We start from the raw sequence: 21,291 nt of genomic DNA on the forward strand, positions 1-21,291 counted from the left end.
GTTCGCCATTTTGGCGCGGATTTCACCAAGGCCTCCCATTTTTATGGCTAAAGCCATGGTTGCGCGTCGATAAAAGCAGCTCTACTAATGATTTTGATGGCACTTTGCTTGTTACAAGCAACACAAATAAACAGCCAACGTCTGGTTGTTTGTTACTCTTGAGTCACTTAGGATAAGCACAAACACTGTGAGCCCAGCAAAATATCATCATTCAAATAAGGTAGATGGAACTATGTTTAACGCCCTTACACCAATGCCCGCCGATCCCATACTTGGCCTCTTAACTCAATATCGCCAAGATCCCAATCCGCTTAAGGTAGATTTAGGCGTTGGAGTTTATAAGGATGAGGCTGGTAACACCCCTATTTTGGCTACGGTCAAAATTGCAGAGCAATGGCGCACTGATAATGAACAAAGTAAGGTCTATATCGGCCCAACAGGCTCAGCGCCATTTAATCAATTAATGACTGAGTTAGCCTTGGGAAATGATCATAGTGCTCTCATGGCTAATCGCATTCGTACCGTGTCAACCCCTGGGGGGACTGGGGCGTTAAAAGTCGCTGCCGATTTAATTGAGCGTTTACGCCCAGGCGCAACAATCTATGTTAGTGATCCCACTTGGGCTAATCATACAGGTTTATTTGCTACTGCTGGCTTAACGGTTCGCACCTACCCCTATTATGATTTTGCCAATAAAGGCATACGTTTTGAAGACATGTTGGCTGCGTTAGAGCTTGTAGGCGAGCAAGATGTGGTATTACTGCATGGTTGCTGCCATAACCCCAGCGGCGCCGATTTAACCAACGAGCAATGGGACAAAGTGGTTGACGTTGCCCGTCGCCGTGGCTTTCTGCCATTAATCGATTTAGCTTATCAAGGCTTTGGTAGCGGTCTTGATGAAGATGCTTATGGCGTGCGTAAAATGGCCGCGGCGGTTGATGAAATGCTGTTGTGCACTTCATGCTCAAAAAATTTTGGCCTCTATCGCGAGCGGATTGGTAGCTGCAGTATTATGGCTAAAACGTCACAAGCTGCCGATACGGCCTTATCTATCATGCTGTATGTGATCCGCTGTATTTACTCTATGCCACCGGCTCATGGCGCGGCGCTAGTTGAGACTATTTTAGGATCGCAAGCATTATCAGTGCAGTGGCAGCAAGAAGTCGCTGTGATGCGCGAGCGAATTAATGGCAACCGTGAGTTACTGGTAGCAAAATTGCACCAGCTTCAAACCGCAAAAGATTTCAGTTTCATCGCAAATGAAAAAGGTATGTTTAGCTTTTTGGGGTTAACGTCTGTGCAAGTGAAGCAATTAACTGCAGACTATAGCATCTATATGGTCGACTCTAGCCGCATTAGCATTGCAGGTATCAACCAAAGCAACATTGATTATCTGGCTAAATCTATTACCGCTGTGTTGTAGTGAATAATTAACTAGGTTTGAAGTTTGAAGTTTGAAGTTTGAAGTTTGAAGTTTGAAGTTTGAAGTTTGAAGTTTGAAGTTTGAAGTTTGAAGTTCAATACGAAACAGCTAATCCATAAAAATTACAACAAAAAAGCGAATGATAACATTCGCTTTTTTATGGCTTTAAATTAATGTCATAAATGTCGTAGCCGCTTATATTAACGGCTGCAACTGATATTGACGCTAGCTGTTGATGTAGTTTTAAGCCTTATTATCGCTTGCAAAGTGCGTCATAAATTCAACCAAAGCCTCTACCCCAGCAAGCGGCATAGCATTGTAAATACTCGCACGCATCCCACCTACGATTCTATGACCTTTAAGTGCTAACAAGCCCTGAGCTTGCGCTTGTTGTAAAAACGCGGCATTGAGTGATTCATCATTCAATGCAAAGGTCACGTTCATGCGCGAGCGATTAGCAGGAGCGACACGGTTAATGTACAAGTCAGAATTGTCGATACCCGCGTAAAGGCACTGAGCTTTGGCTTCATTGACAGCCTCAATGGCGGCAACACCACCTTGCGCTAACAGCCACTTAAATACTTCGCCAGCTAAATACCAGGCATAAGTCGGCGGCGTGTTATACATGGAGTCATAATCACGGGCTAAGCGATAATCCATAATGGCAGGTTGTGCCAGCGCAGGTAAGGCTAATAAATCACTGCGAACAATCACAATGGCAAGGCCAGATGGACCAATATTCTTTTGCGCGCCAGCGTAGATCAAGCCATAGTGACTGACATCAATACTGCGTGACAATAAACACGATGACATATCAGCCACCACAGGCCATGGGCTGTTTATTTCATCAAAAATTTCGATACCATCAACGGTTTCATTAGGGCAATAATGTAAATAGCGATACTCATTGCTCGTATCAAAGCTTGGAATAATGACTTGTTTACGGCCATTTACTTCTTCAACTACAGGGATAATATCTATGGCATCAGCCCCTGCTAGGGTTACAGCTTCTGTAGCGGCAGCATCTGACCACTGACCTGAGACCAGATAACAAGCGCGGCCATTATTGCCAAGAAAATTATTCACAACAGCTGAAAATTGACCACGACCACCACCATGCATAAACAACACAAGATAGTTATCTGGAATAGTGAGTAACTGGCGTAAATCCGCTTCCGTCTGTTTTGCCATGGCAATAAACTCAGGGCTGCGATGGCTGATTTCCATGACAGACACACCCAGTGCCTGCCAATTACACATCTCAGCTTGCGCCTTTTGCATCACAGCTGCGGGCAACATGGCTGGCCCTGCACAAAAGTTATAGATGGGATCCAACTCAGCTCTCCTTGTTATTGATAGCAATGATTATTTTATTAATGAACAACAAATTTTATGATAAAAAAGGCGTCCCATGGGACGCCTAACTATTACTCTTCGTGGCTGATATCGACTTCAGCGTCGGTATCTGGCGTTTGTACTTCTTCGCCATCCACATCCTCAATCACATCTTCTTCATCGAATTCTGATTGCGGGATTTCATCAATACGTTGTAAGCCAACGACTTGCTCTTCATCGGCGACACGGATAATGCGTACACCTTGAGTGTTACGACCAATCACAGATACACCAGAAGCAGGAGTACGTACTAAAGTCCCCTTGTTGCTGATCAACATGATTTCATCGTTATCACCGACTTGAACAGCACCAACAACAGCGCCATTACGCTCGCTCACCTTAATCGAGACCACGCCTTTAGTCGCACGGCTCTTAGCAGGGTATTCGCTCAATGCGGTACGCTTACCAAAACCATTCTCGGTCACAGTTAAAATATCGCCATCGGCCTTAGGCACAATCAGAGATACTACTTTTTGACCTTCTTCAAGACGGATACCACGAACACCAGTAGCGGTACGACCCATAGGACGAATCGACAGCATTTCTTCGCCGGTTTCTGGGTCAATCTTCACTTCGCCAGTTTCAGAGTCGCGGGCTTTCTCGTTAAAGCGTACTACCTTACCTTCATCAGAGAACAACATAATGTCGTTACTGCCATCTGTAATGTCGACACCAATTAACTGATCACCATCTTTAAGATTAACGGCAATAATACCGTTAGCACGTGGACGGCTGTATTCAGTTAACGCTGTCTTCTTCACAGTACCGTGGGCGGTTGCCATGATGATGTACTTGTCTTGTGCGTATTCACGTACTGGCAGAATAGCAGTAATACGTTCGCCATCTTGCAGCGGCAGAATATTGATAATTGGCTTGCCACGAGCAGTACGGCTAGCCAGTGGTAATTGATATACCTTCAACCAATACATCTTACCAAAGTCAGAGAAGCATAAAATGGTATCGTGGGTGTTGGCCACTAATAGCTTTTCAACGAAATCTTCATCTTTCACTTTAGTCGCGGCTTTACCTTTACCACCACGGCGCTGAGCTTGATAGTCAGTCAGTGGTTGATACTTGGCATAACCTAAGTGCGATAAGGTAACGACTACGTCTTCTTCGTTGATCAAATCTTCAAGGCTAATATCGATAGCAGAAGCGTTGATTTCTGAGCGGCGCGCATCACCAAACTGCTCTTTAACTTCTAGCAGTTCTTCTTTAATCACTTCCATCAAACGCTCTGGGCTGCGCAAAATAAGTAATAACGCAGCTATGATGTCTAACAGCTCTTCGTATTCACTTAAAATCTTTTCGTGTTCAAGACCCGTTAAGCGGTGCAGGCGTAACTCAAGAATCGCTTGGGCTTGCTGTTCAGTCAGATAATATAAGCCATCACGAATACCGTATTCAGGCTCTAACCATTCTGGACGGGCAGCGTCATCACCAGCCTTTTCTAACATGCCTTGCACATTACCCAGTTCCCAACCTTGGCTAATTAACTTAGCTTTAGCGTCTGCTGAGGTTGGCGAGGCTTTGATCAGGGCAATGATTGGATCTATGTTAGCTAAGGCAATGGCCAGCGCTTCCAAGATATGAGCGCGATCACGGGCTTTGCGTAATTCAAACACAGTGCGGCGTGTCACCACTTCACGGCGATGCAGGATAAAGGCTTCTAGCATTTCTTTCAGGTTGAATAACTTCGGCTGACCGTTGATCAAGGCCACCATGTTAATACCGAAAGACGTTTGCATTTGAGTCTGTGAGTACAGGTTGTTTAATACAACCTCGCCCACTTCACCGCGCTTAATTTCAACCACAATACGCATACCGTCTTTATCAGACTCGTCACGTAAGCCGCTGATGCCTTCAATCTTTTTATCTTTTACTAGCTCGGCGATTTTTTCAATCAAACGGGCTTTGTTCACTTGATACGGAATTTCGTGAACTATGATACGCTCGCGACCGTTTTCATCGGTTTCCACTTCAGCGCGTGAACGCATGATAACTTTGCCGCGGCCAGTACGATAGGCTTCTTCAATGCCTCGACGACCGTTAATGATGGCAGCAGTTGGGAAATCTGGGCCTGGAATATATTCCATGATTTGCTCAATTGGCAATTCAGGCTCTTCGATTAACGCAAGACAAGCACTCACAACTTCATTGAGGTTATGTGGCGGAATGTTAGTGGCCATACCTACCGCAATGCCTGATGAACCATTGATTAATAGGTTAGGAATGCGGGTTGGCATCACTTCAGGAATAAATTCAGTGCCATCATAGTTAGGCACAAAATCGACAGTTTCTTTCTCAAGATCGGCCAGTAATTGATGCGCTAACTTATCCATACGGATTTCGGTATAACGCATTGCTGCTGCGGCGTCGCCATCAACAGAACCAAAGTTACCTTGACCATCAACTAAGGTGTAACGCATGGAGAAGTTTTGGGCCATACGTACAATAGTGTCGTAAACAGCGCTATCACCATGAGGGTGATATTTACCGATCACGTCACCAACTACACGAGCAGATTTTTTATAAGGTTTGTTCCAGTCGTTTTTCAGTTCACTCATGGCAAACAATACGCGACGGTGAACAGGTTTTAACCCGTCACGCACGTCTGGCAATGCCCGGCCTACGATGACGCTCATGGCGTAATCCAGGTACGATGTTTTTAATTCGTCTTCAATATTAATTGGCGAAATAGATGAAGCCAGATCAGTCATAAACTGCTCGTTCCCCTGAAAATAATGCTGGCCCGAGTTGACACCCAAAATGGCGCAGCTTTAAACATGATTTGGCATTCTAACACAGTTATTTATTGCCGCCAGACCTAGCTTGCAATCAAATGGGATATCACAGCGAAAGTGCTCAAAAAGGCTGCAATCGAATAAAAGCAATACCTTAGGCGTTATTTTTAGTCAGTCATCAACGGGGGGCTTTTATGGATAATGATGAAATCTGTCACAATGCCTTTATGCTTTAGTATTTTCGCGTCACAAAAGCTGAGTATAATGGCGCGTCACTTTTATTCGGATGGGAAGTCCATGGAAACCAATCAAAATGTAGATCTTAATGAAATTGCCAAGTTTGAACGTATGGCGGCTAATTGGTGGGACCCAACGGGTGATTTCAAGCCATTACACCAACTCAACCCATTGCGTTTAAATTACATCGATCTCAATAGTCACGGCTTATTTGGCAAGCAAGTATTAGATGTGGGCTGTGGTGGCGGCATTTTGTCTGAAAGTATGGCGCGCCTTGGCGCTAAAGTGACTGGCATTGATATGGGCGAAGAGCCACTTGAGATTGCTAAGTTACATGCGCTGGAAATGGGCGTTAGCGTTGATTATCAACGCATGACAGCCGAGCAACATAGCCTTAATCATCAGCAACATTATGATGTCATCACTTGCATGGAAATGCTTGAACATGTGCCAGATCCGCAATCTGTGATTAAAGCGTGCTGCGACATGGTTAAACCTAATGGTTATGTGTTCTTTTCAACCATTAATCGCAATGTGCGATCCTATATAGAAACCATAGTTGGTGCTGAATATGTGTTAAAAATGCTGCCTAAAGGCACCCATGAACACAGTAAGTTCATTCGTCCGTCTGAATTAATTGCCATGATAGACAATACCGATTTGATTTGTGAAGGCAGTAGCGGTGTGACTTACAATCCAGTGACGGGAATTTTCCGCTATACCGACAGCTTAGAAGTTAACTATATGCTGGTATGCCATAAGGCTTAATGGTGAATTGTCCTCAGATAAAAGCAGTGCTGTTTGATTTAGATGGCACCATTGTTGATACCGCGCCCGATCTGGTCGCGGCTTTAAACTTAGCATTAAACGATGCAGGTTTAGCGCCGGCACCCTATCAGCAAGTAAAAAGCGCTGCGTCACATGGGTCAATGGCATTAGTGAATGCGGCGGCGCCCCATCTTCAGCAAGGTGAAAAACTTGCTATTCAGCACGATTTATTACAGCACTACCAGCGCATTAATGGCCAATACAGTGAGTTGTTCGAGGGTATTGAGCACTTAATCCACGCTTTAACCACGCTTGGGATACCACAAGGCATAGTCACTAATAAACATGCGCGCTTTAGTCGTCCCTTATGTCAGCACTTAAATCTGACCGTAACTATGCAAGCTATTGTCAGTGGTGATTCCTGCCTGCAGCCTAAACCGCATCCAGCGCCTATGCTACTGGCAGCATCACAACTTGGATGCCGACCCGAACACATTCTTTATCTTGGCGATGCCGCGCGGGATATGGAAGCTGCAGTTAATGCTGGCATGATCCCGGCGCTCGCCTTGTGGGGCTATTTAGGTGATGATGAGGATCATCACTCGTGGCCGAGCCGATTACAGTTTAATCACCCTCAAGAACTCGAGCATTTTTTACAACTAAACCTTAGCCTATATCGATCATGTTTAGATCAGATCAAGCGCTAGGATTGGTCATTTTAGTGGCGGTTAATTCGCTTTAAATTTTCGGCTTTTTTTCGGGGTTTTAAAGTTATTCACCGCACAGTTCAGCAATAATTCAGGTTTAGGGTTAGTCACCACTAACCCCAAATTATACCCCCACCTTATCCACAAGAAACCCCCAGCTTATAGTGCTTGCAAATAGCCATTAACCTCACTATCTTGTACCTCAAGTTCCAAAATACACCCATATGTTGTGTGTTCAGTTAAAAAGACACCACAAGATAAATACTGGATTTTTTTGTCCTGTAGTAGTTTTCTCCTCGGTTCTGAACGGCAAATGGACTTGTTTACCTCGCAACAATATATGTATTTTATTAATCAAAATTTTCAAGGCTAATCGTTAATGAACAGCAATATGACAGTCACAAAACGCAGTGGTGAACGTGAGAACATAGATCTCGACAAGATCCACAGAGTGATCACCTGGGCAGCAAAAGGACTTCACAATGTCTCGGTATCGGAGGTGGAATTACGTTCTCACCTTCAGTTTTTTGACGGCATTCCAACGGAAGCCATTCATGAAACCATTATCAAGGCCGCCGCAGATTTAATCTCTCCAGAATCGCCTGATTACCAGTTTTTGGCAGCGCGTTTGGCCATTTTCCATTTGCGCAAAAAAGCTTATGGTCAATTTGAGCCACCTAAGCTTTATAACCATATCGTTAAGCTGGTTGAGCTCGGTAAATATGACGCTCACATCTTAAATGACTATAGCCGTGAAGAAATTGCTATCCTCGATGGCTATGTGGATCACTGGCGTGACATGAACTTCTCCTATGCTGCGGTTAAGCAGCTGGAAGGCAAGTATTTAGTTCAGAACCGTGTAACGGGCGAAGTTTATGAAAGCACTCAGTTTTTATACATACTGGTTGCCGCCTGTTTATTCGCTGAATATCCAAAAGAGTCTCGCTTAACTTACATCAAGAATTTTTATGATGCGGTATCGACTTTTAAGATTTCACTGCCAACGCCAATCATGTCAGGCGTGCGCACTCCTACCCGTCAGTTCAGCTCATGTGTACTGATTGAGTGTGGTGATAGCTTAGATTCAATTAACGCCACTGCGTCATCCATTGTTAAGTATGTTAGTCAGCGCGCAGGTATTGGCATTAACGCCGGCCGTATTCGCGCCTTAGGCAGTTCAATTCGTGGCGGTGAAGCTTTCCATACCGGTTGCTTACCTTTTTATAAGTATTTTCAAACTGCGGTTAAGTCATGTTCACAAGGTGGCGTTCGCGGCGGCGCAGCGACCCTCTTCTACCCTATGTGGCACTTAGAAGTGGAATCCCTGCTGGTACTTAAAAACAACCGCGGCGTTGAAGAAAACCGTGTTCGTCACTTAGACTACGGCGTACAAATTAACAAGCTGATGTATACCCGTTTAGTTAAAGGTGAGCACATTAGCCTATTTAGCCCATCGGATGTGCCTGGCTTATACGACGCTTTCTTCGAAGATCAAGACGAGTTTGAGCGTTTATATCTTAAGTATGAGCAAGACGCTGCTATCCGTAAGCGCCAAATTCGTGCTGCTGACTTGTTTTCATTGATGATGCAAGAACGTGCGTCTACTGGTCGTATTTACATTCAAAACGTCGATCATTGTAATACCCACAGCCCATTCGACTCAAAAGTAGCGCCAATTCGCCAATCAAACTTATGTTTGGAAATTGCGCTGCCAACTAAGCCAATGACCAATATCGATGATACCAATGGCGAAATCGCCCTGTGTACCTTATCGGCATTAAATTTAGGCGCGATTGAAAGTCTGGATGAGTTAGAAGGCTTAGCTGATTTAGCCGTTCGTGCATTAGATAACTTGCTTGATTATCAAGATTATCCAATTAAGGCCGCTGAATTGGCGTCAATGAATCGCCGCACCTTAGGTATAGGCGTCATTAACTTTGCCAATTATTTAGCCAAGAATAACTTAAAGTACTCTGATGGTAGCGCTAATGCCCTCACCCACAGAACTTTTGAAGCTATTCAGTTTTATTTGCTTAAAGCATCTATGTTATTGGCTAAAGAAAAAGGCGCTTGTCCATTATTCCATGAGACTACTTACTCTCAAGGTATTTTGCCAATCGATACCTACAAGCGTGATTTAGACGCTATTTGCAGCGAACCATTACACCTTGATTGGGAAAGCTTACGCCAAAACATAGTTAAGCATGGCTTACGTAACTCGACTTTATCAGCGTTAATGCCATCAGAAACTTCATCGCAAATTTCTAACGCGACGAATGGTATTGAACCTCCACGAGGCCTTATCAGCGTTAAAGCCAGTAAAGATGGACAGCTGAAGCAAGTAGTGCCTGATTTTGACCAATTACGTGATAAGTATGAGTTGTTATGGCAAATGCCATCGAACGAAGGTTATCTGCAATTAGTCGGCATTATGCAAAAGTTTGTTGACCAAGCGATTTCAGCCAACACAAACTATGACCCAGCTAAATTTGACAGTCACAAGGTACCGATGAAATTGCTGTTAAAGGATTTGCTCACTACCTATAAACTCGGTATTAAAACCCTGTATTATCATAACACTCGTGATGGTGCTTCTGATAAATACGACGACATCTCTAGCGTTGAAGCTGAAGATGATGGTTGTGCCGGTGGCGCGTGTAAAATTTAACTTTATTTGCTAGATGGGGCCTTAACGGCCCCTTTGATTGGGATCCCTATAATGGCTTACAGCACTTTTTGTCAAACTCCGAATGATGCGACTAAAGAACCTATGTTCTTTGGCCAACCTGTCAACGTTGCCCGTTACGACATTCAAAAATATGAAGTTTTTGAACGCCTGATTGAAAAGCAGTTATCGTTTTTCTGGCGTCCTGAAGAAGTCGACGTTAGCCGTGACAACATAGATTTTGGTAAATTGCCGGATCACGAACAACATATCTTCTTGTCTAACCTTAAGTACCAAACCTTATTAGACTCGATTCAAGGCCGTTCGCCAAACGTGGCATTTTTACCCTTGGTATCACTGCCAGAGTTAGAAACTTGGATTGAAACTTGGTCATTCTCTGAAACCATTCATTCACGTTCATACACTCATATCATTCGTAACATCACCAATGATCCAGCCAAGATCTTTGATGATATTTTGGTAAATAAAGAGATTTTAAAGCGCGCTGGCGATATCTCTGATTTTTACGATACCTTAATTCATCAAACTCAAGCCTATGAATTGCATGGTGAAGGTACTCATCTGATCGATGGAAAAGAAGTCACCATCAGCAGACGTGCACTCAAAAAATCACTGTATTTATGCATGATGGCGGTGAACGCCCTTGAAGCTATTCGTTTTTATGTCAGCTTTGCTTGCTCATTTGCCTTTGCTGAACGCCGCTTAATGGAAGGCAACGCTAAAATCATTCGCTTAATTGCTCGTGATGAAGCGCTGCACTTAAATGGTACCCAGCATATTATTAAACTGATGCAAGCGGGTAAAGATGACCCTGAAATGGGTGAAATTGCCATTGAATCTATGTCTGAATGCTATGACATCTTCCTGCGCGCCGCTGAACAAGAAAAAGAATGGGCTAAGTATCTGTTTAAAGATGGCTCTATGATTGGTCTTAATGAGCAAATTCTTTGTCAATATGTGGAATTCATCACTAACGAACGGATGCGTTCAGTGAACTTACCGCAGCCTTATGCTGAACAGTCAAATCCACTGCCGTGGATGAAAAACTGGTTAGAAAGCGATGCGGTGCAAGTTGCCCCACAAGAAGTTGAAGTATCATCCTACTTAGTAGGACAAATCGATGCAGCCCTCGATGACAAAGACTTCCTCGACTTCGATCTTTAACAAAGATCCTATTATCAGCCTTCAAGGTCAGCCGACGTTATTATTTACCTCGGCGCATCAGACCTTGTTGGCTGCGCTAGAAGCTAAGCAAGTGGCAATTTTTTCTGAGTGTCGCAGCGGCTATTGTGGTGCGTGTAAGACGCGGGTGTTAAGTGGTCAGGTAGACTATATTGCCCCGCCATTGGCGCAATTACGCCCCGATGAATGCTTGCCTTGTTGCTGTCGACCGCTCACGAATGTCAATCTGGATTTATCCAGTGTCGGCGTCAAAGTTATTCGTAAACGCCATTACCCAGGGCTTGATTTATGCAAACTGTCCAGTACTGACAAGCGCAAAAAAATGGTGTCAGAAGGTATCGACAAGACTTAATAAATGTCGATTATTGCAGCAAGTTAACTGATAAACCGCGATTTACATTCCCCAAATGACCTTTTTATAGTATAAGCATCCTCATTATTGTTCGAGTGGAACCACCATGTCTGATAAATTCTTTTTTAAAGGCCGTAAAACGCCTAAGCCTCAATATGGCGAAAGCGGTTATAACACCAAGCGCACCTTAAAACCTGGCACTGACGTCAATCCATTAGTGTTAGTGGTTGCTGATGAAGCAAGACAACAACAAGTTCAACAACTGTTGGATGAGCATAAATTAATAGGTTTAATTACTATTGATGCAACTCAAGCTGAAGATATCCGTCAGTTAGATGTGATTATCAACAAGCCTACCACGCAAACAGTTGATGCCAAGCCTAACCGTAATGAGCCTTGCCCATGTGGCAGTGAGCAAAAATACAAAAAGTGCTGCGGCGCTAACTAATAAAAAAGCATTGCCTCGGCAATGCTTTTTTATTGGCATCCTTTAAAAGTGAATTTATCTATAAGCCCTCCAAAGTAGACAACAATAAAAAGCCCAGCAACGGCTGGGCTCATTTCCAAATAGCTATTGCATTAAAGTTCGATATCAATCCACACTAAACGATGATCCGATGATATATCCTTGCCGTTGCCATATTTCCCAATGCGTTCATCATTGACTAACTTGTAATTGTCATCAGAACTGATTGGCCAAAAGATGCCAGAATCAGTGACATTAAGATCCGCCGATGGCGTCACATGATCGACTCGTAAGCCGAAGGTACTGGTGATCGTCTCAGGATACGGGGACGATGCAATATCTTTGCGACATTCACCGCTTGATAAACATTCTGGGCCGCCAAAGCTCTTAGGAGCATAAATGCCAGTGCTAGCGTAGTGATTAACTTTAGCGTGATTTAATAAGGCGCGAATAGCCGTTAAATCGCCATCACCATTTTCTGGGTCAGCGTTTAAATCACCCAGGACGACAAACGATTCGCCATTAGCTAAACCACCAACTAAGCCTTTATCATCATAGATATAAGCGCCCTGTTCGCCACCTGCCACATAATCCACCCAAAAACGGACCTCATCAGCATTTTTAACGACGTTATAAGGCGCTTCAACTCCTTTATCAAACACAGGTGGCGTTGGATGAGACATCAATAAATGAATGGTTTTATCACCACTAGCAGTTTTAATCGTTACAGGAGCATCAACATGGTTTTTAGACGATAATGGGATCTGTTCCCATTCATCCTTGCTATACCAAAAATCATCAGCACACCAAGTGGCAGTATTATCAGGCTTACAATTAACAGCAATGTTCTTAGCGCCAGTCATATCCTTCCATTTAAATTCTTGGAAAGTTCGAACCCTATCATGCTCAATCGGATATTGCGATAACAAACCGAAAGCATATTGACCGTGGTAAAAACCAAAGCCCCAACCGTCACCTGGGCTCGTAGTTTTGCCATCATTATCTAAATCTAAACCAGAAGCTAAACCCGTATTGGTGGCATAGTTTCCAGTATATGGATAATTAATTGGCAATAAATCAGCTTTTCCACCAGCGCCAATGCTACTTTGTGGTACCGCTAAATAATTTATACGAAAGCCATTTAACGCTTTCAAATCTTTGCCAGAACCATCGTTATTAAACTCAGCCGCCATTAATACAGCCGGTCGTTGAGTTTGAATAATCGCTGCCACGTTTCGTATTTGAATAACTTTCGCAGCAACAGCCATCTCCGCTTCAGTTAGGTTCTTTTTTAAGTAACCTTCGACCAACTGCTGTTGTTTGGCTGGAGCTATGGCCATTTCTGCAGCTAACTCTTGATAACTCGCACGATCGAAAGATAGATTAAATGCACCAATTCTGAGGGTTTGTGATTCAGTGTCTGGTGTTGTCGGGTAGTAATTGTTTGTTTCGTCGTTACAACCCGCAAGAAGTGCAATAGTGATGGCTGCCGCAGCAGTAGATTTTAAGAATGTCATGTTATCAACCTGATTTATATTTTTTATATGGTAATATTTACGATAAATATCAACGCTATAATAAACATTCTAAAAACCACGCACCATGATAATCAACACAAATCCAACCAAGCGAATATTAAATAAGCTAAATTAATCAAATAAAATAACTCGGTTACACGATTAAATATATCTCAACATTCATCTCAATCTGTAATGGCCTGGCATGGCGACAACTGTTTTACTACAAGAACAGCAAGCGAGCCATGTTGATAATGAAGTAAAATAACATCAACTTGTAGCTCATTGAATATTAAGGGTGTTCACCAAGAGATAAATTAATTACAAAATAAATATCCAAAAAATAATTTATTACAAGGCTTAACCATCAATCATTGTTCACTAAAAAACACAAAATTATATTGCTTAACAAAAAAAGTAACTAACTGAAAAATAATTAACTAAAAGCCCAGAATAATGACTGGGCTTCATTTACTAACATATGCTCAATCGTTAAGACAATGTTAACTCTTATCTAGAGTGCGATAGCAAGTTCTGCTCCTTGCCTAATAGCCCGCTTGGCATCGAGTTCAGCAGCAACATCTACCCCACCAATAAGATGCACAGGTAAGCCAGTTTGCTGCATGCTTTCGACTAAATCACGATTGGATTCTTGCCCTGCGCAGAGCACAACTTGGTCGACATCTAGCACTTGCGCTTTACCATCAATCTCAATATGCAGGCCCTCTGCATCAAACTTAAGGTAATTAACCCCTGTAAGCATCTTAACCCCATGCTGCTTTAACACGGCGCGGTGCACCCAACCAGAGGTTTTACCTAAGCCCTCGCCCATTTTAGTGGTCTTACGCTGCATTAAGGTGATTTTCCTTGCGGGCGCTTCTACTATGGGCGTCATAATGCCGCCAGGATGTTGATAATCAACATCTATGCCCCATTCTTGATACCAACGTTTTGGGGTTAACGTCGATGAGTGGGGTTCACCCAAGAAATGGGCAATATCAAAACCAATGCCACCAGCACCTATCAGTGCGACTTTATTACCAGGTTCAACATTGCCATTTAATAACTCTTGATAAGTCACCACAGCTTTAGCATCAAACCCTGGTAGTGTGAGTTTTCTTGGGCGAACCCCAGCGGCAATAACGATTTCATCAAAGCTTTCGGATTCAAATGTCGCCACGGTTAATGGCGTATTAAGTCGTAACTCAACTTGCCATAATTCAATTTGCTTTAAGAAGTAGCGGATAGTCTCGTTAAATTCTTCTTTGCCTGGAATTTTACGCGCAAGATTAAATTGCCCACCGACTGTTGAACTGGCTTCAAACAACACCACTTTATGGCCGCGCATAGCGGCATAAACAGCAAAGGCCATGCCAGCAGGCCCTGCGCCCATGACGGCAATTTTTTTAGGCTGAGTTGCCGGAGTAAAATTAAGCTCGGTCTCATAGCAAGCGCGAGGATTAACTAAGCAAGTAGCGCGTTTTAAGGCAAAGGTATGGTCAAGACAAGCTTGATTACACCCGATACAGGTATTAATAAGCTCACTTTTACCAGCAGCAGCCTTATTGACAAATTCAGGGTCCGCCAACATAGGTCTTGCCATCGATACCATGTCCGCCTGACCAGACGCTAAAATGCCTTCTGCAATTTCGGGGGTATTTATTCGATTGGTCGCAATTAATGGCACACTGACATGTTGCTTGAGTTTTTCAGTCACCCAAGCAAACGCTCCGCGAGGCACGCTGGTGACAATTGTCGGAATACGCGCTTCATGCCAACCGATCCCGGTATTTATAATGGTAACGCCAGCTTGCTCAAGCCATTGGGCTAATTGCACTACTTCATCCCAACGCGAGCCGTTATCGACTAAATCAAGCATGGACAATCTAAAGATGATAATAAAATCTTGGCCGACTTTGGCGCGGATCGCGCGAACGATTTCAAGTGCTAAGCGGCAACGATTTTCAAAACTGCCGCCCCATTCATCTGTGCGCTTATTAGTGCGAGCACAAATGAATTGATTGATTAAATAGCCTTCAGAGCCCATGACCTCAACGCCATCGTAACCGGCGGCGCGCGCAAGTTTGGCGCTATTGGCATAATCCTTAATAGTGCATCTCACTTGCCGAGGTGACATGCCCCAAGGTTTAAACGGATTTATCGGCGCTTGAATACGGCTCGGCGCTTGACTAAAAGGATGATAAGCGTAGCGCCCAGCATGCAGAATTTGCATACAGATTTTACTGCCTGCGCTATGCACTGCATCCGTGACTAGCTGATGTTTACTGACTTGCCAGCCAAAACTTAACTGCGAGGCGTGTGGGGCTAAACGCCCTCTTAAACTTGGCGCTATTCCCCCAGTGACTATGAGACCGACACCACCTAACGCCCGTTCACGGTAAAATGCCGCCAGTTTTTCAAAACCACCTTTTTCTTCTTCTAATCCAGTATGCATTGAACCCATTAATACTCGATTTTTGAGCTGGGTAAAACCGAGATCTAACGGGGCTAGTAAATGTGGGAAATGCGCCATTCAAACACCCTTTTAAAACACATGATTTAACTGAGCATACCTTGTGTCAGCGGTAAGCTCAACAGTTTGACACATTCTGGTATAAACCTATTTACAATTGAAATTAACCAAAAATCGCAATTTAAGTTAGCATTAGACTATCGGTTATTAGAGGAGCGGCAAATGTCTGCACAACCTTCATTTATCAGGCGTTTTTTCAGAGCAATTTGGATAAGTATTAATGCAATTCGTAAAATTATTTTAAATCTCGTGTTCTTTGGAGCATTAGTATTAGTGTGGGCTTTGCTGAGCTCTGACAGTACTATTCAATTAGAAGATAACACCGCCTTAGTACTCAAAATCGAAGGTTCTATCGTTGATCAAAAGCGCTATATCGACCCGTTTAGCGCCTTATTACAAGAAGGAAATAAAGATAAGAGTCATCAAGAAATCATCTTAGCCGATGTTATTTACGCCATAGATACCGCGGCCACAGATAAGAAAATCTCAACCTTAGTGATGGATTTATCAGATCTTAACAATACAGGGATCAGTAAATTACATGCCGTGGGTGATGCCATTAACCGCTTTAAGGCTGAAGGTAAGTTTGTCACTGTGATAGGTAACTATTTCAGTCAGCAGCAATATTTTCTGGCAAGCTTTGCTGATGAAATAGTACTCAACCCCCAAGGCGCTGTAGCCATTGAAGGTTTTAGCTTGTATAGCTTGTTTTATAAAAGTGCACTAGACAAACTTAAAGTCCAGACCCATGTGTTCCGAGTTGGTACTTATAAGTCTGCGATTGAGCCTTTTATTCGCGATAACATGTCAGAAGAAGCTAAAGAAGCCAATCAGTCGCTACTCAATAATCTTTGGCAAACCTATGCCAAAGTTGTAGCGGAAAATCGCAAGATTGAGTCAAATCAATTAGCCCTGAGCGCTGAGGACTATTTAGCACAACTGAATAAAACTGATGGCGACAGCGCTAAAGTGGCACTGGCGTTAGGCTGGGTTGATAAACTGCAAACTTTAGATCAATTCCGCAAAGGGCTGATTGCTAAGGTTGGCCAAGATAAAAGCAGCGATAGCCATACCTTCAAACAAATCAGTTTGGAGGACTACTATCAGCTAGTCAAACCTCTGCCTATTCCCTCTAGCCAAGATCAAGTTGCTATTATCGTTGCCAAAGGTCAAATTATTAATGGCAATCAAGAAGCGGGTGACATTGGTGGTGAGAGTACAGCCAAGCTTATCCGTAAAGCTAAGTATGATGACCAAATCAAAGCCTTAGTGTTACGAGTTGATAGCCCAGGCGGCAGCGCATTCGCCTCCGAGCAAATTAGACAAGAGCTATTATCCTTTAAAGCTGCCGGCAAACCTGTGGTAGTCAGTATGGGTTCCTACGCCGCATCGGGTGGCTATTGGATATCGGCAGACGCTGATTATATCTTTGCCAGCCCAAGTACAATCACAGGCTCGATTGGTATCTTTGGGCTATTCACTACCTTCCAGGATTCTCTTGCAAGCCTTGGCGTATATACAGACGGCGTCGCGACTAATGATTGGGCTGGGTTAAGTCTCACCAGACCTTTATCTCCCGCGGTTGCTGCTGTTATTCAGCGCAGCATAGATAAAGGTTATCAAGAGTTTTTATCCATCGTTGCTACCGGCCGCAAAATGAGCATAGAAGCCGTTGACGCCATAGCTCAAGGCCGAGTATGGACAGGTGAAGAAGCCGTAGGTTTAGGGCTAGTCGATAAATTAGGGGACATGGATAATGCTATCCATAAAGCCGCTGAAATTGCCAAACTTAAGCAATATGACACCCAGTTAATTGAGCAAAGCTTATCCACCGAGCAACAAATGCTGCAACAATTATTTGGTACAGTTTCAGTCTGGCTGCCACCAATGCAAAGCCAGTCAACCCAGATGATGCAGTTATTAGCACCACTGGAGCAAACCATGACTCAATTGCGCAATTTTAATGACCCTCAAGGTCAATATTTACTGTGTGAAATGTGCCAGATTAACTAACTATCTCGGCGCACTGGCACTAAGTGTCTGAGTGTCTGAGTGCTTATCAGACGAGTGTCACCAAAAGCCTGCAAATGCAGGCTTTTTTATTGTGATGAATCATTCGTTGTCATACAAAGCAGCCATATTATCTGGAGCACGGTGAACTAACCCCAAGCCTTTGAGCCGAAAATATTGTCACTAACTCACTATCGTCCAGATAGATTGCTGCAAAATCGCCACGAAGATCTACCTAGCAATCAATGTTTTCCTTAACGGCCGGGAATTTTGTATAATCCCCGCACACCTCTTTTAATAATTATCCTATGCCTAAAAAATCCATTTATGTTGCATATACGGGCGGCACTATAGGGATGCAGAAAACCGAACATGGTTTCGTTCCGCAATCCGGTTTTTTCACCCAGCATATCCAAACTATGCCCGAGTTCTTTCATGATGAAATGCCGGAATTCACTATCAGTGAATATGCGCCCTTGATAGATTCTGCCAACATGTCGCCAAGTCACTGGCAACGCATTGCCAACGACATTAAAGCTCATTACGATCAATTTGATGGCTTTGTTATCTTGCATGGCACAGACACTATGGCTTATACCGCCTCGGCCTTATCCTTCATGCTCCAAGGCTTAGGTAAGCCTGTGATTGTGACTGGCTCACAAATTCCTTTGGTGCAACTGCGCTCTGACGGCCAAATCAATTTCCTTAATGCCTTATACATAGCCGCGAACTTTCCTATTCCAGAAGTATCGTTATTTTTTAATAACAAATTATTTCGTGGTAATCGCAGCACTAAGGCCCATGCGGATGGCTTTGATGCCTTTGCGTCCCCTAACTTCCCCTTGCTAATGGAAGCTGGCATTAAGATTGAACTCAAAGCCGGTAAATTGGGAGCTGAGCCCAGCAATGTATTAGATGTGGCGCAAATCGATACCCAAGCCATTGGCGTAGTCACCTTATACCCTGGCATGCCAAAAGAAATCATCAACAATATGATCCAGCAGCCCGTTAAGGCACTCATCATGTTGACCTTCGGTGTGGGAAATGCGCCTGAAGATAAAGCATTTCTTGATGTGTTAACCGAGGCAGATAAGCAAGGCATAGTACTAGTCAATCTGACTCAGTGTTTTCAAGGCCGCGTCAATATGTCGGGCTATGCCACAGGCAATGCCTTAGCGCGCGCAGGCGTCATCAGTGGTGCCGATATGACCATTGAAGCTGCATTAGCCAAATTGCATTATCTATTATCGTTAAACTTAAGTGCTAATGAGATTAAACGGCGGATGATGCAAAATTTAGTCGGTGAATTAACTGAGTAAAAGCAGCTAGATAATTCTTACACTCAAAATAATAAGGCCAGTCAGTAATCTACTGACTGGCCTTATTTTAGGTAACTTGCCTAACTCTTATTGCCTATCACTTATTTTTATTGCTAAGCATGCTGACTGATACAGCTCAAGCTTAGCCATTAAATATCGTTATGACTAAATTCGGCAATGCTGTCACCGCGAAACTGCTTTTTAAGCTCAGATTTGGACAATTCATTGAGCTGCCCATGTTCATTAATCGTCAGATGATCTGTCTGTTGTAAATGACGCGCTTGGTACAATAATACCAACTGCAAACTGTACTCACGCTGCGCTTCGGTTAATAGCGAGCCATCTTCCCATTTACCTATCTCTGTTGCCGTCAGCAATCGCTGATACACTTCGTTAGGCATCTGTTCAATCAAGGTTTCTACATCTTTCATATACTATTCCGCTTATGAATTACCAAACGAATCCGCACGAATAAATAGCCAACAAAGCCAAAGACAAAGCAAGCCAGCGCCACATTAGCGCGCCAACCTGTGGCTACTTCACCATTCCAAAACCATAACACCATGCCTAAGATAAACAAAGTCATAGCTATAAAGCCTTGCGTCATTAAGCGCTGAGACTGTTTGATATGTTTGACTCGTTGCAACGAACCGAGATCCGCTTGCAAATTAACCTGACAATGGGAACATTGCTTGGCTTTATCTGAAATTCGCTGCTTGCAATTTGGACATAGGATGAGTGCCATACGCTGCCTCGATTAACGTAACTTATCTACCACAGCCAACATAGCTAATAACGACGCTTCACCTAAATGAACGCAGCGCTCAGGTGACCACCCCACAAAAGGATCGGCAAGGTTATCATTATCTTTAAACGGCATTTCTAAGGTGTTAGATAAGCAATTAAAGGTTTGCGCGACCCAATTTGAACCTATGGTTAAATTCGCCAGACCCGGCTCATCCTTGGCATAACCAAATTCCGTTTGAAAATCTGGACTGGCCATTAATAACGCCGAAGTAAAGGCTTGTTGCAACTCATCTAAACGACTATCCCACGCCGGAACACCCTCACAGCCCGCTAAGAACACATACGGCAGGCCTTCATCACCGTGGACATCATAAAACAAGTCAACGCCCGTCTCTTTCATCTTATTAACGACGTAATAAACTTCTGGGCTGGAATCAAGGCTAGGGTTAGCCCACTCACGGTTAAGATTAATGCCCTTGGCATTGGTACGTAAATGACCGCGCACGCTACCATCTGGGTTCATATTGGGCACAATATAAAAGTTAGCTTTATCTTTTAGTGTCTTAGCTACTGGGCAATCTTGATCTAACAAGCGATTGAGCAAGCCTTCCACCAGCCACTCAGCCATAGTTTCCCCCGGGTGCTGACGCGCCGTGATCCAAATATTGGCTTTGCTTTCATCCTCATCACCAATCTTTACTAAGGTCATATCGCGACCATCTAAGGTTAAGCCTAAATGCTCCAAATTCACTTCTGGATGCAACTGCACTTGGCTCAGTAAATCTAAATGACGCTCGTAGCTATAAGGAGCAAAGTAAGCAATTTGAATGGCATCGCAATCAAGCTCAACTTCTAAATGCAGCACGCCATCTTTATATTGGCATGGCAGTCTAAACCAAGTTTGGCGGTCATAACTCGCCACGGCTTGATAGTTCTCCCAGCCCTTAGGATAAGATGATTGACCAGCGTTAATGATTTTCAAATCATATCTATGGCCAACCTGACCTTCAAAACGGAAATTAAACCACTGATAAAACTCGCCGCCAACATCGTGGCGAATGGCTAACTGAATATCATCGGCATCATCGAGTTTAATGACCTCAATATTACCTGAATCAAAATTTGCACTAATACGCATAGGGTTTCCTTCAACAAATAATTCAGACCTAACAGCCAAAGCTCTAGGTCTACTCTGATGACTCACT

16 protein-coding genes are annotated in these 21,291 nt (G+C 43.6%); 9 read left to right on the plus strand and 7 right to left on the minus strand.

Annotation, left to right across the window (positions count from 1 at the left end):
- The first annotated feature begins 232 nt into the window (after window positions 1-232).
- Window positions 233-1,423, plus strand: coding sequence for an amino acid aminotransferase (locus AC1HDP_RS04280; protein WP_479637791.1), 1,191 nt, complete (start codon window positions 233-235; stop codon window positions 1,421-1,423).
- A 243-nt stretch (window positions 1,424-1,666) separates the two neighbouring features.
- On the opposite strand, the gene serC is transcribed toward AC1HDP_RS04280, so the two are convergent.
- Both serC and gyrA read right to left on the minus strand, forming a co-directional pair.
- Entirely contained in the window at window positions 1,667-2,758 is a 1,092-nt protein-coding gene (serC, locus tag AC1HDP_RS04285; protein ID WP_479637792.1) for a 3-phosphoserine/phosphohydroxythreonine transaminase, read from the minus strand.
- 92 nt (window positions 2,759-2,850) lie between these two features.
- Complete coding sequence (gene gyrA, locus AC1HDP_RS04290) at window positions 2,851-5,538, minus strand: DNA gyrase subunit A (RefSeq protein WP_479637793.1); 2,688 nt, start codon at window positions 5,536-5,538, stop codon at window positions 2,851-2,853.
- 321 nt (window positions 5,539-5,859) lie between these two features.
- Between gyrA and ubiG the strand changes: the two genes are divergently transcribed.
- The 6 genes from ubiG (at window position 5,860) to AC1HDP_RS04320 (ending at window position 11,942) form a co-directional block, all read left to right on the plus strand.
- Window positions 5,860-6,567: a bifunctional 2-polyprenyl-6-hydroxyphenol methylase/3-demethylubiquinol 3-O-methyltransferase UbiG gene (gene ubiG, locus AC1HDP_RS04295; protein WP_479637794.1), complete on the plus strand. Its 708-nt coding sequence runs from the start codon at window positions 5,860-5,862 to the stop codon at window positions 6,565-6,567.
- A gap of 2 nt (window positions 6,568-6,569) precedes the next feature.
- The gene (locus tag AC1HDP_RS04300) at window positions 6,570-7,274 is read left to right on the plus strand and encodes an HAD family hydrolase (RefSeq protein WP_479639823.1); all 705 of its coding nucleotides are present in this window, start codon (window positions 6,570-6,572) and stop codon (window positions 7,272-7,274) included.
- Window positions 7,275-7,653: 379 nt separating this feature from the next.
- Window positions 7,654-9,942 (plus strand): class 1a ribonucleoside-diphosphate reductase subunit alpha, encoded by a 2,289-nt coding sequence (gene nrdA / locus AC1HDP_RS04305; protein ID WP_479637795.1) that lies wholly within the window; start codon window positions 7,654-7,656, stop codon window positions 9,940-9,942.
- A 51-nt stretch (window positions 9,943-9,993) separates the two neighbouring features.
- Complete coding sequence (nrdB, locus tag AC1HDP_RS04310) at window positions 9,994-11,124, plus strand: class Ia ribonucleoside-diphosphate reductase subunit beta (RefSeq protein ID WP_479637796.1); 1,131 nt, start codon at window positions 9,994-9,996, stop codon at window positions 11,122-11,124.
- A complete protein-coding gene (gene yfaE, locus AC1HDP_RS04315) occupies window positions 11,093-11,494 on the plus strand; it encodes a class I ribonucleotide reductase maintenance protein YfaE (protein WP_479637797.1) in 402 nt (133 codons plus the stop codon). Before nrdB ends, yfaE begins: the two co-directional genes overlap by 32 nt.
- Before the next feature lie 106 nt (window positions 11,495-11,600).
- On the plus strand, window positions 11,601-11,942 hold the full coding sequence (locus AC1HDP_RS04320; RefSeq protein WP_479637798.1) for a PBPRA1643 family SWIM/SEC-C metal-binding motif protein: 342 nt from the start codon (window positions 11,601-11,603) through the stop codon (window positions 11,940-11,942).
- Between the two features lie 131 nt (window positions 11,943-12,073).
- Here AC1HDP_RS04320 and AC1HDP_RS04325 read toward each other — a convergent pair whose 3' ends face one another.
- Window positions 12,074-13,477, minus strand: a complete 1,404-nt coding sequence (locus AC1HDP_RS04325; RefSeq protein ID WP_479637799.1) for an endonuclease/exonuclease/phosphatase family protein — start codon at window positions 13,475-13,477, stop codon at window positions 12,074-12,076.
- A 514-nt stretch (window positions 13,478-13,991) separates the two neighbouring features.
- Window positions 13,992-16,010: an oxidoreductase gene (locus AC1HDP_RS04330; protein WP_479637800.1), complete on the minus strand. Its 2,019-nt coding sequence runs from the start codon at window positions 16,008-16,010 to the stop codon at window positions 13,992-13,994.
- 162 nt (window positions 16,011-16,172) lie between these two features.
- On the opposite strand from AC1HDP_RS04330, the gene sppA reads away from it, so the two are divergent.
- Window positions 16,173-18,023 carry a signal peptide peptidase SppA gene (gene sppA, locus AC1HDP_RS04335; RefSeq protein ID WP_479637801.1) on the plus strand — a complete coding sequence of 617 codons (1,851 nt, stop codon included), beginning with the start codon at window positions 16,173-16,175 and terminating at the stop codon, window positions 18,021-18,023.
- Between the two features lie 305 nt (window positions 18,024-18,328).
- Window positions 18,329-19,339, plus strand: coding sequence for an asparaginase (gene ansA, locus AC1HDP_RS04340; protein WP_479637802.1), 1,011 nt, complete (start codon window positions 18,329-18,331; stop codon window positions 19,337-19,339).
- A 149-nt stretch (window positions 19,340-19,488) separates the two neighbouring features.
- Here the strand turns inward: ansA and AC1HDP_RS04345 are convergent, their stop codons facing one another.
- Genes AC1HDP_RS04345 through AC1HDP_RS04355 form a run of 3 tightly spaced genes read right to left on the minus strand, consistent with a single transcriptional unit; the run spans window position 19,489 to window position 21,224 of the window.
- Window positions 19,489-19,770, minus strand: a complete 282-nt coding sequence (locus AC1HDP_RS04345) for a YeaC family protein (RefSeq protein WP_479637803.1) — start codon at window positions 19,768-19,770, stop codon at window positions 19,489-19,491.
- Window positions 19,767-20,084, minus strand: a complete 318-nt coding sequence (locus tag AC1HDP_RS04350; RefSeq protein ID WP_479637804.1) for a zinc ribbon domain-containing protein — start codon at window positions 20,082-20,084, stop codon at window positions 19,767-19,769. Before AC1HDP_RS04350 ends, AC1HDP_RS04345 begins: the two co-directional genes overlap by 4 nt.
- A gap of 12 nt (window positions 20,085-20,096) precedes the next feature.
- On the minus strand, window positions 20,097-21,224 hold the full coding sequence (locus AC1HDP_RS04355; protein WP_479637805.1) for a M14 family metallopeptidase: 1,128 nt from the start codon (window positions 21,222-21,224) through the stop codon (window positions 20,097-20,099).
- Window positions 21,225-21,291: the final 67 nt, after the last annotated feature.

Source organism: Shewanella sp. ISS20 (assembly GCF_056522965.1).

Coding starts and splice junctions, on each gene's coding strand:
- AC1HDP_RS04280 (WP_479637791.1), top strand. CDS start 233: ATGTTTAACGCCCTTACACCAATGCCCGCCGATCCCATACTTGGCCTC.
- gyrA (WP_479637793.1), bottom strand. CDS start 5,538: ATGACTGATCTGGCTTCATCTATTTCGCCAATTAATATTGAAGACGAA.
- ubiG (WP_479637794.1), top strand. CDS start 5,860: ATGGAAACCAATCAAAATGTAGATCTTAATGAAATTGCCAAGTTTGAA.
- nrdA (WP_479637795.1), top strand. CDS start 7,654: ATGAACAGCAATATGACAGTCACAAAACGCAGTGGTGAACGTGAGAAC.
- nrdB (WP_479637796.1), top strand. CDS start 9,994: ATGGCTTACAGCACTTTTTGTCAAACTCCGAATGATGCGACTAAAGAA.
- yfaE (WP_479637797.1), top strand. CDS start 11,093: ATGACAAAGACTTCCTCGACTTCGATCTTTAACAAAGATCCTATTATC.
- AC1HDP_RS04320 (WP_479637798.1), top strand. CDS start 11,601: ATGTCTGATAAATTCTTTTTTAAAGGCCGTAAAACGCCTAAGCCTCAA.
- AC1HDP_RS04325 (WP_479637799.1), bottom strand. CDS start 13,477: ATGACATTCTTAAAATCTACTGCTGCGGCAGCCATCACTATTGCACTT.
- AC1HDP_RS04330 (WP_479637800.1), bottom strand. CDS start 16,010: ATGGCGCATTTCCCACATTTACTAGCCCCGTTAGATCTCGGTTTTACC.
- sppA (WP_479637801.1), top strand. CDS start 16,173: ATGTCTGCACAACCTTCATTTATCAGGCGTTTTTTCAGAGCAATTTGG.
- ansA (WP_479637802.1), top strand. CDS start 18,329: ATGCCTAAAAAATCCATTTATGTTGCATATACGGGCGGCACTATAGGG.
- AC1HDP_RS04345 (WP_479637803.1), bottom strand. CDS start 19,770: ATGAAAGATGTAGAAACCTTGATTGAACAGATGCCTAACGAAGTGTAT.
- AC1HDP_RS04350 (WP_479637804.1), bottom strand. CDS start 20,084: ATGGCACTCATCCTATGTCCAAATTGCAAGCAGCGAATTTCAGATAAA.
- AC1HDP_RS04355 (WP_479637805.1), bottom strand. CDS start 21,224: ATGCGTATTAGTGCAAATTTTGATTCAGGTAATATTGAGGTCATTAAA.